Consider the following 14,489-nt stretch of genomic DNA (forward strand, 5'->3'; position numbering starts at 1 on the left):
CTCAGCTCTCCATCACGCGTCGCATCGCCTCGCCCACGCGGCTCGGCCCCGGAAAGTACGCCCACTCCTGCGCATGCGGATAAGGCGTGTCCCAGCCGGTGACGCGCTCCACCGGCGCCTCGAGCCAGTGGAAGCAGTGCTCCTGGACGAGCGCGATCAACTCGGCGCCGAACCCGCAGGTGCGAGTGGCCTCGTGCACCACCACGCAGCGCCCGGTCTTGCGCACCGACTCGACGATCGCGTCGAGATCGAGCGGCCAGAGGCTGCGCAGATCGATCACCTCGGCGTCGATGCCGGTTTCCTGCGCGGCCGCGAGCGAGACGTGCACGGTGGTGCCGTAGGTCAGCACCGTCAGCGCCTCGCCGGGCCGCACCACGGCGGCGGTTTCGAGCGGCACGGTGTAGTAGCCCTCCGGCACGAGACTCGCCGGATGCTGGTTCCACGGCGTGACGGGGCGCTCGTGGTGGCCGTCGAACGGGCCGTTGTAGAGACGCTTCGGTTCGAGGAAGATCACCGGATCGTCGTTCTCGATCGCCGCGATCAAGAGGCCCTTGGCGTCGTAAGGGTTCGACGGCATCACCGTGCGCAGCCCGCAGACCTGCGTAAACATGGCCTCGGGGCTCTGGCTGTGCGTCTGGCCGCCGTAGATGCCGCCGCCGCACGGCATGCGGATGGTGAGCGGCGCGGTGAACTCGGCCGCCGAGCGGTAGCGCAGGCGCGCGGCCTCGGAGACGATCTGGTCGGAGGCCGGATAGAAGTAGTCGGCGAACTGGATCTCGCAGACGGGCCGCAGCCCGTAGGCGCCCATCCCCACCGCCACGCCGACGATGCCGCCCTCGGAGATCGGCGTGTCGAACACGCGCGAGTTGCCGAACTTCGCCTGCAGGCCCTCGGTGCAGCGGAACACGCCGCCGAAATAGCCGACGTCCTGGCCGAACACCACCACGTCGCTGCTGCGCTCGAGCATCACGTCCATCGCGGAGCGCAATGCCTGGATCATGGTCATGGTCGTGGCCGACTGACCCTTCGGTTGTGTTGTGGTCATCGGTCAGACTCCGAGTTGCTGGCGCTGGCGCCGCAGGTGTTCCGGCATGTCCTTGTAGACATCCTCGAAGAAGCTGGCCACGTCGGCGACGCGGTCGTCGCCGAGCGTGCCGAAGCGCTCCGCCTCCTTCTGCGCGGCGATCACCTCGGCCTCCAGCGCGCCCTTCAGGTCGGCGTGCTCCTGCTCGGACCAGATGCCCTCGCCGATCAGGTGGCGCTTGAAGCGTTCGATCGGATCGCCGAGCGGGAAATGGGTCCAGTCGTCGCCGGGGCGGTACTTCGACGGATCGTCCGAGGTCGAGTGCGGGCCGGCGCGATAGGTGACCCATTCGATCAGCGTCGGGCCGAGGTTGCGGCGCGCGCGTTCGGCGGCCCAGCGCGAGGCCGCGTAGACCGCCAGGAAGTCGTTGCCGTCCACCCGCAGCGAGGCGATCCCGCAGCCCACGCCGCGCCCGGCGAAGGTCGCGCCCTCGCCGCCCGCGATCGCCTGGAACGTGGAGATCGCCCACTGGTTGTTGACCACGTTGAGGATCACCGGCGCGCGGTAGACGTGGGCGAAGGTCAGCGCGGTGTGGAAGTCGGCCTCGGCGGTGGCGCCGTCGCCGATCCAGGCCGACGCGATGCGCGTGTCGCCCTTGATCGCCGAGGCCATCGCCCAGCCCACCGCCTGGATGAACTGGGTGGCGAGGTTGCCCGAGATCGTGAAGAAGCCGGCCGCGCGGTTCGAGTACATCACGGGCAGCTGGCGGCCCTTGAGCGGATCGCGGTCGTTCGACATCAGTTGGCACATCAGATCGACGAGCGGCACCTCGCGCGTGATCAGGATGCTTTGCTGGCGGTAGCTCGGAAAGCACATGTCGCCGTTGTCGAGCGCGAAGCTATGGGCGGTGCCGATCGCCTCCTCGCCGAGGCTTTGCATGTAGAACGAGATCTTGCGCTGGCGCTGCGCGATCAGCATTCGCGAATCGAACACGCGCGTCTTGAGCATCGCGTGCATGCCGGCGCGCAGCCGCTCGCGGCCGAGTTCGGGAGCCCAGGGGCCGACCGCGCGTCCATCGTCGTCGAGCACCCGCACCAGGCCGTAGGCCAGGTCGCTGGTATCCACCGGCGTGACGTCGATCGGCGGCCTGCGCACCTGGCCGGCCGGAGAAAGTTGCAGATAGGAAAAGTCGGTTTTGCAGCCCGGCCGCCCGGTCGGCTCCGGCACATGCAATTTCAATGGCCCGTATTGGCTCATTTAATCATCTCCACGTTTGATTTTGTCGCCCGCTTCGGCGGTGATCGTAACAATTCGCCGCACCGAGTGATAGAGCCTTTCGTCCCGGAGTCGCACCGATTTTCAAAATGCTTTTGCGATGTTATTGAAAACCCAAATAACGCGAAAAACTGGTATTTCCGATCACCGCCGGCGCGCGAAAAAGCGAGGCCCGGCGGGGCCGGAGCGCGCATCGGCCGGATTTTCGGCCCGTGCGCGCGGCGCGCCGCTTTCATTTTCCACGCAATCCTGCGGGCTTGCGCATTACGCGCGGGGCGCGCATGGCTTTTGAATTTCGCGGTGATATGGCGCGCCGCGCGCGGCTTTTACCGGGCCTTGCCGGAAATCCATGGCGCGCCGCGGTGAAAGATTGCGCGAGGCGCGAGGCGCGCGGCCGGGGGCGGGGGCGGCGTGGCAAAAAATACGGGACCGTTCGAAAGAAACTGGCGGAACGCCGACGAAGCCGGCGCGTGGGACCGGCCACTGTGATGGGAACGGTTCCCGGCTCCAGGCGTGGGGCGTCCCGGGACGGCAGGCTCGCGAACGGATTCGAGCCAGGCGGCCCGCTCAAGAAGGCGGTTCGATCCGCCTGACGACGCGCCAACAGACAAGCGAGCAAGCGCGCTTCAAGAATGCTTCGTGAATGTCGGCACGTCGCGCGACGCGAGTGCGTAGACGGGCGTGGCGAGCGCTGGCTGCTGTGGCGGGGGGTCGACGAACACCGTGCCGAACTGGATATCCTGCTCGAGAAGCCGCGCGACAAGACCGCAGCGAAGCGCTTTTTCCAGCGTGTGCTCAAAACCCAGCTTCCCGTCAAAGTCGACGAGGTAGCGATTCGAGGCAGGCCGAACCTTCGAATCAGGCACCTAGCGGAACACCAGGTAGACGATCAACCACCCGCAACGCTTGAGCAGGCGTTGCCGGCCCTCGTCCAACCCGGCCTGCTTGCCGAGCGCCGGGGTTTGCAGGAACGCGATGACGTTCAGTTGCCGTTCGCCCGAGCCGACGACTTGAGGCGCAATGGCAGCCTACCGGCTAGTGTCGTCAAAGCCGATGCTTGCGGCGGCATCGATCTCGATGCGGTGACGTCCGCCATGCGCTTCGTCGAACGCGTAATTTCCGATCCTGCTTTCCGCCGGCGATGGCACGCACTCCACCGTCAACACGGTGCGGTTTTCGTGGTGCATCCGTTTCGCGAAATCGAAGATCGGCAACGTTTTTTCCGCCGATTTTCAAGCCGATGTCGTACAACCTACGTGCCTTTGAAATACCTCAAAATCCTGCCACCTCATTTATGAAGAACAGGAGTGGAGATCGGGTTCGATTATTTCAAAGCTCATCCCACGACAATACGTCGGGTCGCTTCTTTGTGGAAAAGAACTGCTTTGCTGCTTCGATTGCTTCATCCTTGCCAACAACGCAGCTCTTTGCCAGCTTGACTTCGCCGCCGAGCTTGTTTTCATAGAATGTCTCGACTGCGTCTTCCTGGGATTTTCCTCGTGAGACAAAATTTTCGCCCGCATCCATGTAATACACGACGGCAATCTCGTTTTTCAAAAAAATATTAAGCTGAGGAAAACCATCTTCCTCGAACGTCAGCGTGAAGTTGTTGGCATTGAATGCTGGCCTTCTATCGAGGAACTCGATCAGCTCATCAAGATTTGCGACGTCATTTTCGCCATCGAAATCGTCTGCGTACATCTCAACATTCTCCTTTGACAGGGGACTTCGGAGACTTGCTGTTCCCCGTAAATGTTCTCGTTTCGCCCGTCGCGCCCCGCTTGACCGGGATCGCGCCCTCGGGCGGAACGACGGTAAGTTTGGAATTTTCAGGCAAAAGCGTTTCGGTCATATTAACGCAGAATCCGCAAGTGCCCTCAGGGTTGTTGTGGAAAACCAGTCCGTCTGAAATTCCGTTATCCCTCATGAACAGCGCGGACTGGCCCTCCACGTGCCCGGCATTGGCATAATTTGGATAAGGGGTCGGCCCTCCGGAAGAGAATGTCCTCGATTCGAGCCCGCCCGCGCCGTTCACGTAGTAGAAGGTCCCAACAGTCTGTCCATTGTAGGCCGGAAGTTGAGGCGCAGAAATTTGATAGGAACCGAGCGTATAGCTGCCGGCCAGCCCCCACCAGTCGGTCCATGCGATCGAGTTGGGTGCATATTGGTAAAGATTCAGCCCCCCCATCAACCCGATTGGATCCTGATTGATAAACCGGCCGACGTCCGGATCGTAGAAACGAAACGTGTTGTAGTGCAGCTCGGTACTGTCGTCGGCATATTGTCCGGCGTAGCGGAGCGGCTGATCGATCCGGGCGGGGGCATGCTGGTTCGGCGCCACCTTGCCCCAGGCTGAGTATTGGCCGGCCCAAACAATGTCGCCAGCCTCGTTCGTCGCTTCTTGCGGTGCGCCCGACACATCGGTATGAAAGTGATAGATCCGCGTCGCCTGTCTGGCCTGCTCGATGGCAGCGGCGGCCATGGCCTCGGCCAGCACGGCATCCACGCGCGCCGCGGGCGTATAGGGCGCGTCCGGGCTGTACACGTAGCTGCTCACGCCCGTGTCGCGCACCTCCTGCGCGAGCCGCAGCCCCTCCCACACGAACCGCTTCGTTTCCTCGCGCAGCGCTACGCCGCGCGCGTCGCGCACAATATCCGTCTTGGCGATGCGCCGCCCCAGCGGATCGTAGGCGAAACGCGTCTCCACCACGCCGCGCGCGTCCTGCGTGCGCACCGCCACGAGCCGATCCTGCCCGTCGTAAGTGAACTGCTGGCGCTGGTTCGCGCCGCGCAGCTTGGTCGCGAGATTGCCGAACGGGTCGTATTCGAAGCGCAGGTTCTGCCACATGCGCAGCCGGTTGCCCTCGACATAACCGCGGCTGCGGCGCTGCGCATCGTCGAGCAGGTTGCCGGCGGCATCCCAGGCGAACGATTCGAGCTGCCGGTCGGCGGTATTGACGCGCTGCGTCAGATAGCCGGCCGGATCGTAGCTGAACTGCGTGCTGCCGCGCAGGCTATCGTGGCTCTCGGCCAGTTCGCCGGCGGCGTCGTAGCCGTAGTTGCGCCACACCTGGCCCTGCCCGCGCGCAAGCGCGTCGGGCTGGAAGCCGGCCGATTGCCAGATCTTGCGGCCCAGCAGGTCGTAGGCGGTACGCTCGGTCAGGCGGCCCTGAGTGCGCGTCAGCTCGCGATGCAGGTCGTCGCGCTCGAAATCGCTGACCACCTGGTCGCCGCAGCGGATCTGATGCACGTGCCCCGAGCCGTAGCGCAGCATCTGCAGCGTCTGCTCGTGCGGCAGGGCGAGCTTCATCACGTTGTCGAGCGCGTCGAGCGTGTATCGGACGCTGCCGTTCGCGCCGTGTTCGGCACTCAGCCGCCCGGCCTTGTCGTATTCGAAGGTCAGCGTGTCGGGCGCGATGCCGAGCGCCAGCCCGGCCGCGGTCGGCACGCATGCGACTTCGAGCAGGCGGCCGCCGGTGTCGCGCGTGTAGCGCGTCACCTCGGTGGGCGTGTGCTGCGCGCACAGATTGCCCATGCGGTCGCGCTCGAAGCGGATGGTGCGAACCGGACGATCGTTCGCCGTGGCGTCGTCGGCCGCGCCGACGATGTCGAGCGCCGCCAGATCGCCGGCCTCGCCGTATTCGAAGCGGCGCCGCACGCCGTCGGGCCGGGTTTCGCTGGTGAGCCGCCCGCCCGCGCTGTAGGTGAACGCGTAACGCGCGTGCCCCTGTTGCAGCTCGCGCAGCCGCCCCTCGGCGTCGTAGCGGTAGCAGGTGCGCCGTCCGGCCGGATCGACCGCCTCCACGATCTGCCCACGCGCGTTGCGCAGCGCAATCTGCGTCCGGCCGCCCAGCCCGACGTGCCGGATCATCAGCCCGGCGGCGTCGTATTCGTAGCTTTCTGTACTGCCGTCGGGATAGGTGACGCGCCGCGCCTCGCCGGTCGGGCGCAGGTCGAACGTCACGCGGTGGCCGAGCGCGTTCTCGCGCGCGAGCGGCAGACCGAATGCGTCGTAAAAATTGCGTGTGGTCTTGCCCGAGCAATCGGTATAGGCCACCAGCTCGCCGAGCCGGTTCCACTCGAACGTCTTGCGCCCGCCCAGCGCATCGACGTGCGCGATCGGCAGCGCGCTGAGCGCCTTCGGGTATTCGTAGCGGTTTTCCCGGTCGAGCGGATCGCGGGTGGCGAGCAGCCGGCCTTGCCGGTCGTATTCGGCGTGCCAGGCGCTGCCGTCGGGCGCGATGATCTCGACGGGCCGCCTGCTGTTGCCGTCGTAGCGCGTTTTCGTGGTGCGGCCGAGTGGATCGGTTTCGGCGACGATGCGGCCGGCATCGTCGTACTCGAACGTCACGGTCCGTTCGCCGGGCAGCGTCAGCATCACGGGCATGCCGGCGTCGTTGTACTTGAGCCCGTAGCGCCGGCCGTCGAAATCGAGGTACTCGACGATCTGGAATTGCGCGTCGTAGCGCCATTGCGCGTGGCGGCCGTCGGCGTGACGCACGTGGGTGCGGCGTCCTTCAATGTCGTACTCGAAGGCCCAGGCCTCGCCCTCGCTGGTGTGGGTGGCAACCACCCGCGGCGCGCCGCCGACGGCTTGCCACGTATAGCCCGACGTGAAGCCGAGCGCGTTCGAATGGCTCGTCATGCGCCCGTCGGCATAGGTGAAGCGGCGCACCAGCGCGCCGTTCGCATCGGTCACGGACGCCATCTGGCCGTGCTCGTCATAGCCGTAAGCCACCACGAGGCGGCGCTGATCCCCGCTGACGAGCGACACCCCGGCGAGCCGCCCGTGTTCCGGCTCGTAATCGAGCACGGCCAGCAAGCCGCCGCAGGTCTGGATTTCGCGCACGCGGCCGCGGCTGTCGCGCTCGAACTGGCACCACTGGCCGGCCTGATCCTCGATGCGGCGCACCCAGCCGATGCGGCCCGAGCCCGGCTCGTAGTGGCCGAAGTCGTAATAGGTTTCGCCGAGGTCGTGCAGGATGTAGCGGCCATCCGGGGTGCAGGTCAGATAGCGCTGGTCGGCCTCGCTGAACGCGGCATGGCCCGGCTGGAGCATCGGGAAGCCGCTCTCGCGCCCCTGCGCGTCGGTGTACCAGAGCCGCCCGTCGCGCGCGTGCAGCCGCAGTTCCCACGGCAGCACCCAGCCGCGCCCGAGCGTGCCGACGTAGTCGAGGTCGCTCGAATAGAAGCGCCGGATCGCCACCGGCATCGGGCTGGGCACCACGTAATCGGTTTCCGATTCCGCCAGCAGGATCTTGCGCCCGGTGGTGACGTCCACCGGGTTGCCGAACATCCCGCCGATCGCGCTGTTGATGGCCGGGCCGACCACGTAGCGGCTCGCCGCCTCGCCGAGCACGTAGCCGCCGATGAACTTCGCCGCGCACGGCATCACCGCGCGCGACAGCCCGCCCGCTTCCTTGAGCAGGCCGCCGAGCCCGCCCACCAGCCCGGCCAGCGCGAACGCCCAGTCGGTGGCGGTGCGCAGCCACGGCGGCACTTCGTCGTCGATCGGCAGGCAGGTCTGGGTGCCGCCGTGGAAATAGGTGTCGTGCGAGCCGTCGGAGATGGTCGCGCCGCAGGTGATCTTGTCGTCCTTGCGGGCGGCCGGCTTGCCGTTGATGAAGATGTTGGTGGACCCCTGCGCGACGAGCGGCGTCGGGTTGTGCTTGCTGCACGTCACGCTGCTGAGCATGGCGTAGGCGGTCGGCTTGCCGTTCACATAGACGTTCGGCGAGCCGAGCGTGATCGCGCCGGATTGCGAACTGAACATCTTCCCGATCGATTCTCCTAACGACAACAGCACCTGCGCGCCGATGCCGGCGGCCATGCCGGCCAGCAGCGCCACGCCGAAGCCGCAGGTGAAGGTGGCGAACGCCACCGCGGCGATCAGGGCAATGCCGAGCACGGCGCCCACCAGAAAGCCGGTCAGCGCGCTGGTGTGTTCGATCGGGTCGGTGACGCGGGCCGCTTCGTACACGATACGTCTCCTTTGCGCGGGTCAGGCGCGGGCCGGCGCCGAGCCCGGCGCATCCGGCCGATAGCCGTCGAGCCAGTCGCGCCAGAGCGCGTCGTAGGTGGCGCCGAAGCTCTTCGCGCTCGACGCCGTGAAGATCAGTACGCGCCCCGGCGCGACGACGAACGCCGCCTGCCGCTGGAACACGGTCCGCGCGCCGTTGCGATAGGCGGTGTCGAGCCGTTCGCCGGCGATGCCGCCGTCTTCCACGCCGAGCCGCTCGGCCGCGCGCGCGATCAGGCGATAGCCCTGCAGCCGCGATTTGAGCAACGCGTTCTGGCGATCGACGTAGGCGTCGAGCGCTTCGCCGTCCTTCAGCCAGTCGCGCGCGACGCTGAGGTTCGGCTGCGCGGCCAGGTCGGCCGGCACGAAGAGATTGGTGGTCCGATCCTCGAAACCGGCCGGCAGCGCGATGCTGCCTTCGTGGATGCGGATACGGTTGTCGGAATCCGTCATGCAAACTGCCCGTGTCAGAAGAAATCGAATGAAGCGAAGGCCCGCGCGTCACTCAGTGCGTCGCGGCGGCGCTCCGGCGCAGGCGCAGGCTGCCCAGCAGCAAGGCCGCCAGCGCCAGCAGCCACACGTAAAAACCGATCCCGAGGCCGGCGATCGGCGTCGCACTGGCCTCGCTGAAATACCAGTGCTTCGTGAAGAACGAGCACAGCGCGCACGCCAGCGCGGCGCCGCCGAACGCCGCGGCCCGGCCGTCGCGGCGCCGCGCGAGCTGCACGGCCGCGAACAGGTAGAGCGGATTGGCCAGCCACGCCGGATTGAGCGTCAGCAGGCCCAACCAGCCCTGCCCGAGCAGCGCCAGGCCGCTCAGCGCCGGCTCCTTTTTGAAATACATCGCCGGCAGCAGCAGCGACAGCACATAGCCCGCCACGGACGCGCCGAGCACCGCGCGCCGCCCGACGGCCGGCAGCATCTCGATCGGATCGGCCATCAGTCGGCCTGGCCGGCCGGCGTCACGACCTTCTCGCCGCGCGCACGCATGGCCGCGCGCTGGGCTTGGGGATCGAGCGGCGGCCACGGCGCGCCGGCCGCGACGATCTTGCGGCGGATCTGCTCGATACGCGCGGCGGCCGGCGAATCGGGCGCGGCGTGATTTTTCAGTTCGTTCTGCAGCACCCAGCCGTAGGACACGCCCAGTTCGCTCGCCACCTTCGGATCGGCGCCGTGCGCGAGCAGGTAGTCGACGGTGTCCCATTGCTGGGTCATCGTCGCCTGGAACAGCGCCGTCTTGCCGAGCGAATCGCGCGCGTTGACATTGGCCTTGTGCTCGATCAGCAGCTTCAACTGCGGCAGCAGCCTGTTCTCGGCCACCTCGAACAGCATCGGCGTGTCGCCGTTGTAGAGCCAGTTCGGATCGAGGCCGCCGTTCAGCAGCACGCGCAGCAGGTTCGGCGTATCGGCGCGTAGCGAGAGCTCGGCGACCGAGCCGCCGTCCGGGCCGAGGCTGGCCTTCGGGTCGGCACCGTTCTTCAGCAGCACCGCGATGATCTGGTAGCGCGGGCTGGCCGCGTCGTTCTTGACCGGCACGATTTCCTGCACCGCATACGACAGCAGCGTGGTGTGCTTCGCGCCCGGCGTGTTCAGGTCCGTCTTCGGCGCGAGCTGCTGCACGCCGGCGAGGTTGCCGTCGTGAATGGCCTGGGCCAGCGTGAGCTGCTGCCCCGAGAAGAACGCTTCCGGTGCATAGCGTTTGAAGCCGGTCATGGTGATCCCTTGGGCTTGAGTGGGCCAGCCGAGCGGCAGCGCCGCGCCGATCAGCGTGGCGACGGTGCCGGCGGCAATTGCATTCCTGTATCGCATCAATTCGATGAATTCAGATGGGAGGCGAGATTCAGTTCGTCCCTGGAAACCTGCTCGCCCAGGCCGTTCGACACCTCGCCCATCAAATGGCGGCCGACGGTGGTCACGCTGGTGCCGTCGAGCGTCACCGGGGTGCCGGCCGCCTTGGGCATCAGCGCGGCCGTGCCGTCGCTGATCGGCCCGAGGCGGCCTTCCTGCATGCCCGTCAGGATATCGCCGTCGACGCGGTAGGCGATGATGTTGCTGGCCTGCGCGGTGCCGCCGTATTGCGCGACCGTGCCCGGATCGAGTCCCGCTGCGTTGAACGTGATGGCCGACGAGCCGCTGGCTTCCGAGGCGGCCGAGGCCAGCCCGCCGCCGAGCGAGTGCCCGGTGAGATCGACGCCCGACGCGGCGCCGGAGGTCTGGAGATCCTTGCCGATCGTGACGGCGTTGCGGTAATACGGCGAATCGTTGCCGAGGCCCTGCGCGAGGTTGTTGCTCATGTCCTCGCCGAACAATTGCTGCGTGCCCTTGAACGCGATGGTCGGCTTCATGGTGTCGCCGAACACGGCCGGATCGGGCACGTACATCTGCGCGCCGAAGTTGCTGCCGGGCTTATGCAGGTCGCTCGGCTTGAGTCCGTAGGCCTTCAGCGCCTCGGGATCGTTGCCGATCGCCTTCCAGCCGGTAGGCGGCGGATCGTTCGGGTGATAGACGTGATCGGCCAGCTTGGCGAGCTGCTGCGCCTTGAGCGACTGGGCCAGCTGCGAGGCCGCCGCGCGCGTGGCCGGGTCCGAGCTGGCGAGGCCCTGCGCGATCATGGCCTGCGCGGCGGCCCACTGCAGCGCCAGCGCCTGCTCGGGCGTCTGCACGCTGCCCTGGTTCAGGTGGATGACCGGGCCGTCGAGATAGATGCCGTTCGCGTTGATCAGGATCGTCGACGGGCCGTGGCTCAGCTTGATGCCGTCGGGCGTCATCGTCACGACGCTTTCGCCCACGCGGTGCTCGATGCCGTCGCTGGCCTGGTGGCTCTGCATGCCGGGGCCGGCCTTGCTGGCGATCGCCTTGGTATTGATGACGTTCGCCGAGGTGTCGCGGGTCAGCGCAATCGTCTCGGTCATGCCGCCTTCGAGGATCCGCTTGGATTCACTGCCCTTGAGCAGCGAGACGGTGCGCGAGCCGGCCTCGACGGTATGCGTCTCGGCGTCCTTGATGACCGTGTTCATGTCCTTCTGGGCGTGCAGGAATACTTCCTGGCTGCCGTTCACGTCGGAGAAGCGCAGTTCGTTCGAACCTTCGCCCTTGTGCGTCTGGCTCTTGATGCCCATCGTCTGGCCAGCCGCGCCGTGGTACGGGTTGCCCTGCTCGCCGTTGAACACGCGGCCGACGATCACCGGGTTGTCCGGGTCGCCCTGATTGAAGGCCACCAGCACTTCCTGGCCGATCCGCGGAATCGCGGCCGCCCCCCAGCCGGCGCCGGCCCACGGCTGCGACACCCGGATCCACATCGAATCGGAGCCATCGAGCTTGCCGCGCCGGTCCCACAGGAAATGCAGCTTCACGCAACTGCCGTTGGTATGGATCTGCTCGCCCTTCGGGCCGACCACGATGGCCGATTGCGTGCCCTGGATCAGCGGCTTGGGGGTGACGCGCCGCGCGCGGTAGGCAACCTTCCGCGGCAGCAGCACGAAGCTGTTGCGGTACGGCAGCTTGGCCGCGTGCGCGGTGTAGTCGTTGACCGCCTCGTGGCGCACCTGCAGGATCACGTAGGCCTGATTGTCGGCGGCCACCGGATGGCCCGTCACGCTGAGGCTGCCGGCGGTGGTCATGCGCCATGCGTAGCCCTGCCCCGTGTAGCGCTGCCCCTCCGCCTCCTCGGCCTCGATGGCCAGGCGCGCGTAGCGGTCTCCGTCGGCGGCGTGATCGTAGAGCGATTGATGTTCGAAGCGCTCGGTCGTGGCGAGCCGCGCGTATTTGAGCGTCGATTCGACTTCGACCATCATCAGCGGCGACGACGGCGTCTGATGGTTGAAGTCGCGATAGATGATCTTGCCGACGCCGAAATGGCCGCCCTGGTTGAGCTGGTCGATGCCATTGTGTTCGCTCGACGCGCTGTCGGCGTAGGGCACGCTGGCCAGCCCCTCGATCGGGCGGAACATGGCGTTGCTGTCGCCGATCACGAGGACGTGCTTGTCCTTCTCGTAGCGGTGCGTCCAGATCAGCCCTTCCTGCTCCATCAGCCGCGCGCAGAAGTTGTAATAGGACTCCTGGTACATCACCACGTATTCGAGCGGCTTTTGCTCGGACTGGATGTCGAACGCGAAATCGCTGAAGCCGTGATCGGCAAACACGGTCGACAGGATGTCCTGCGCCGTCTGCTCCTGAAAGATCCGGCAATCGGTCGAGCGCGTCAGGAACCAGAACCACGGCACCACCGACATGTGATACTGGGTCACTCTGCCCGGGTTGCCGACGCGGTCGAACGAGGCCACGAAGCCGTCGAAATACCGCGTCTCGTCGCCGCTCACGGCGGTGGCGGCGGCCAGCAGCGATTGCTTGGATTGCGGCTCGAACCTGAGCCGGACCTGCTGGCCGATCAGGTCGGCCGGCTTCAGATCGTTGCGGTGCGAGAGCAGATCGAGGTGCATCTCGGGCAAGCGGTTGACGTACTCGTCGACCACCGCCACGCTCACCAGCAGCACGTCCTCGCCGAGCAGGGTGTCGAGCCTGACGTAGCGGTTCATCTGCGTGAGCTTCGCGGTGCCGGCCACTGCCTGATTGATCGAATCGGCAATCGCGGCCGGCGGCCGCTGCAGCAGCGAGAAGCCTGTCTGCGCCAATTGCACCGCGCGCTGCACGGTATCGACGTGACCGGCAAGCGCGGCCACCGGGCCGGCCTGGCTAGCGATGTGGGGGGCAAGCGAACCCGCCAGCCCGCCGAGTCCCGCCGGTGCTCCCTGCGGGATCGCAAAGCTGGACAGGACGCCGCCTGACGACGCCGTACTCATGTCTTTCCTTCTTCTCAGGTTCCGCCCCGCAGGGCCTTCCGTCCGTGGCACCGCAACTTTAGGGGAAAAATGAAAAAAAAGTAAACTTTGAAATGGGGTTTCAATCAATTCGGCAATTTCGACTCGATGCCAATGGAAATTCGCATTGTCTCGGTACGATTTTCCGCAACGCAGCCGACGAAATCCCAATGAAATCAAAGAGATTGATTTCGAATCAGTCGATAATTTCCGCGGCCGTCGCGATATTGGCGGGTATGGTGGCGTGAGATGGGGCGATGAAATCAACAGCGCTTTACCGCGGCCACCAGATTATCTGGACGAGATATTCGTGAATCGGCATGGCGAGCGCCGGCTGCGGTGGCGGGGGTTGGAGGAACGCGGTGCCGCGCTCGCTATCCTGCTGCAGAAGCGGCGCGACAGGATCGCAGCGAAGCGCTTCTTCCAAGATGTGCTGCCCGCCTTTCCGGCACCGCGCAAGAGCGCCACCGGCCGGTTACGCAGCCACTGCGGCTGCCAAGGCTGGCACACTGGCGCTCGCCAACCTCAAGCCTGTATTCGTGACGGCCGCGGCCCGCGTGACGAGGCGCGTCGAGCGCCGCCTTCAGCCGCCCCGCGAACGCGAGCGATGCATGCAGGAGATGGGCGAGCCGAAGCGCGCCCCTCGGCGCGGCGTGCCTTGACCGAGTTCACCCGGAATCCGTCTGAAACAGGCAAGTGGCGCCCGTCACCGGAATCCGCCTCGCCGCACGGGCCTTCCCAAGGGTTCGCCGTGAGTGCGCGCGCCGCCGCTCGAGGCGGCACGTCGACAGCAAGTCGCGGCCCGGGGCGCGAACGGCGGCGGCAACACGGCGGCAAGCGCGGCTACGCGGCCTCGCGCTCGGTCCGCGCGGCGGGCGCCGCGTCCGGAAGCGCTTCGGTTTCCTTGAGAAATGCCTTCAGATAGCGCCCGCGAATATAGCGGCACTCGTCGCGCAGCATCCCGTACAGGATGAAGTCGGTGCCATCGCCGGCCGCGCCGCGCATCACCCCCTCGCGCACGAAGCCGAGATGCTCGTCGAGGCGCTGCGCGTCGAGGTTGTCCACGCGCACCAGCCCCGTCACGCGGCGGCAGCCGAGCATCGCGAACGGATAGAGGAACGCGGCGGCCACGAACGCCGCCGTGATCAGGTGGCGCGAGCCGTCGAGCGCGAAATGCATCAGCAGGTTCGGCCCGTTGTGCCCCTGGAACACCACGCCGGCCACCAGTTCGCCGTCCTTCGCGAGTCCGATCGCCTTGGCGTCGTCGTAGCGCTCCTCGCCGGTGCGCGCCGCGACGAAGCGCATGACGTCGTCGTGGCGGTCGAATACCAGATTGCGCATGGCGCCTCCGGGA

At 66.4% G+C, this 14,489-nt stretch carries 11 protein-coding genes and 2 pseudogenes; 3 read left to right on the plus strand and 10 right to left on the minus strand.

What is annotated here, in order from left to right:
- Window position 1: 1 nt before the first annotated feature.
- Window positions 2–1,045, minus strand: a complete 1,044-nt coding sequence (locus KS03_RS01765; protein ID WP_039204206.1) for an alpha-ketoacid dehydrogenase subunit beta — start codon at window positions 1,043–1,045, stop codon at window positions 2–4.
- A 3-nt stretch (window positions 1,046–1,048) separates the two neighbouring features.
- A complete protein-coding gene (locus tag KS03_RS01770; RefSeq protein WP_012733126.1) occupies window positions 1,049–2,281 on the minus strand; it encodes a 3-methyl-2-oxobutanoate dehydrogenase (2-methylpropanoyl-transferring) subunit alpha in 1,233 nt (410 codons plus the stop codon).
- Here KS03_RS01770 and KS03_RS32150 point away from each other — a divergent pair.
- Window positions 2,252–2,665 carry a hypothetical protein gene (locus KS03_RS32150; RefSeq protein WP_162486895.1) on the plus strand — a complete coding sequence of 138 codons (414 nt, stop codon included), beginning with the start codon at window positions 2,252–2,254 and terminating at the stop codon, window positions 2,663–2,665. The two genes, KS03_RS01770 and KS03_RS32150, sit on opposite strands and share 30 nt — an antisense overlap.
- A 201-nt stretch (window positions 2,666–2,866) precedes the next feature.
- On the opposite strand, the pseudogene KS03_RS30810 reads toward KS03_RS32150, so the two are convergent.
- Window positions 2,867–2,977, minus strand: a pseudogene (locus KS03_RS30810) (IS5/IS1182 family transposase); the annotation flags it as partial.
- A 2-nt stretch (window positions 2,978–2,979) separates the two neighbouring features.
- Between KS03_RS30810 and KS03_RS30815 the strand changes: the two are divergent.
- Window positions 2,980–3,100: pseudogene (locus KS03_RS30815) on the plus strand (DDE-type integrase/transposase/recombinase); the annotation flags it as partial.
- A 528-nt stretch (window positions 3,101–3,628) separates the two neighbouring features.
- Here KS03_RS30815 and dddI read toward each other — a convergent pair.
- From dddI to KS03_RS01810, 6 genes are read right to left on the minus strand one after another with little or no spacing between them, the layout of a single operon-like run.
- Complete coding sequence (dddI, locus tag KS03_RS01785; RefSeq protein WP_035979791.1) at window positions 3,629–4,000, minus strand: CDI system double-stranded DNA deaminase immunity protein DddI; 372 nt, start codon at window positions 3,998–4,000, stop codon at window positions 3,629–3,631.
- A 1-nt stretch (window position 4,001) separates the two neighbouring features.
- Window positions 4,002–8,279: an RHS repeat-associated core domain-containing protein gene (locus KS03_RS01790; protein ID WP_012733125.1), complete on the minus strand. Its 4,278-nt coding sequence runs from the start codon at window positions 8,277–8,279 to the stop codon at window positions 4,002–4,004.
- A gap of 21 nt (window positions 8,280–8,300) precedes the next feature.
- Window positions 8,301–8,771 carry a DUF1795 domain-containing protein gene (locus tag KS03_RS01795; RefSeq protein ID WP_012733124.1) on the minus strand — a complete coding sequence of 157 codons (471 nt, stop codon included), beginning with the start codon at window positions 8,769–8,771 and terminating at the stop codon, window positions 8,301–8,303.
- Between the two features lie 52 nt (window positions 8,772–8,823).
- Window positions 8,824–9,258: a hypothetical protein gene (locus tag KS03_RS01800; protein WP_012733123.1), complete on the minus strand. Its 435-nt coding sequence runs from the start codon at window positions 9,256–9,258 to the stop codon at window positions 8,824–8,826.
- Entirely contained in the window at window positions 9,258–10,127 is an 870-nt protein-coding gene (locus tag KS03_RS01805; protein WP_012733122.1) for an ankyrin repeat domain-containing protein, read from the minus strand. Before KS03_RS01805 ends, KS03_RS01800 begins: the two co-directional genes overlap by 1 nt.
- Complete coding sequence (locus KS03_RS01810) at window positions 10,127–13,117, minus strand: type VI secretion system tip protein TssI/VgrG (RefSeq protein WP_012733121.1); 2,991 nt, start codon at window positions 13,115–13,117, stop codon at window positions 10,127–10,129. The genes KS03_RS01805 and KS03_RS01810 overlap by 1 nt, the downstream gene beginning before the upstream one ends.
- Window positions 13,118–13,379: 262 nt before the next feature.
- On the opposite strand from KS03_RS01810, the gene KS03_RS33275 reads away from it, so the two are divergent.
- The gene (locus KS03_RS33275; RefSeq protein ID WP_373419926.1) at window positions 13,380–14,060 is read left to right on the plus strand and encodes a DDE-type integrase/transposase/recombinase; all 681 of its coding nucleotides are present in this window, start codon (window positions 13,380–13,382) and stop codon (window positions 14,058–14,060) included.
- On the opposite strand, the gene KS03_RS01815 is transcribed toward KS03_RS33275, so the two are convergent.
- Complete coding sequence (locus KS03_RS01815; protein WP_012733120.1) at window positions 13,979–14,476, minus strand: GNAT family N-acetyltransferase; 498 nt, start codon at window positions 14,474–14,476, stop codon at window positions 13,979–13,981. The two genes, KS03_RS33275 and KS03_RS01815, sit on opposite strands and share 82 nt — an antisense overlap.
- Between the last annotated feature and the right edge of the window lie 13 nt (window positions 14,477–14,489).

Origin of the sequence: Burkholderia glumae LMG 2196 = ATCC 33617 (genome assembly GCF_000960995.1) — a bacterium.
In the GTDB taxonomy this organism is placed as follows: domain Bacteria; phylum Pseudomonadota; class Gammaproteobacteria; order Burkholderiales; family Burkholderiaceae; genus Burkholderia; species Burkholderia glumae.

Coding starts and splice junctions, on each gene's coding strand:
- KS03_RS01765 (WP_039204206.1), bottom strand. CDS start 1,045: ATGACCACAACACAACCGAAGGGTCAGTCGGCCACGACCATGACCATG.
- KS03_RS32150 (WP_162486895.1), top strand. CDS start 2,252: ATGCAATTTCAATGGCCCGTATTGGCTCATTTAATCATCTCCACGTTT.
- KS03_RS01770 (WP_012733126.1), bottom strand. CDS start 2,281: ATGAGCCAATACGGGCCATTGAAATTGCATGTGCCGGAGCCGACCGGG.
- dddI (WP_035979791.1), bottom strand. CDS start 4,000: ATGTACGCAGACGATTTCGATGGCGAAAATGACGTCGCAAATCTTGAT.
- KS03_RS01795 (WP_012733124.1), bottom strand. CDS start 8,771: ATGACGGATTCCGACAACCGTATCCGCATCCACGAAGGCAGCATCGCG.
- KS03_RS01800 (WP_012733123.1), bottom strand. CDS start 9,258: ATGGCCGATCCGATCGAGATGCTGCCGGCCGTCGGGCGGCGCGCGGTG.
- KS03_RS01805 (WP_012733122.1), bottom strand. CDS start 10,127: ATGCGATACAGGAATGCAATTGCCGCCGGCACCGTCGCCACGCTGATC.
- KS03_RS01810 (WP_012733121.1), bottom strand. CDS start 13,117: ATGAGTACGGCGTCGTCAGGCGGCGTCCTGTCCAGCTTTGCGATCCCG.
- KS03_RS01815 (WP_012733120.1), bottom strand. CDS start 14,476: ATGCGCAATCTGGTATTCGACCGCCACGACGACGTCATGCGCTTCGTC.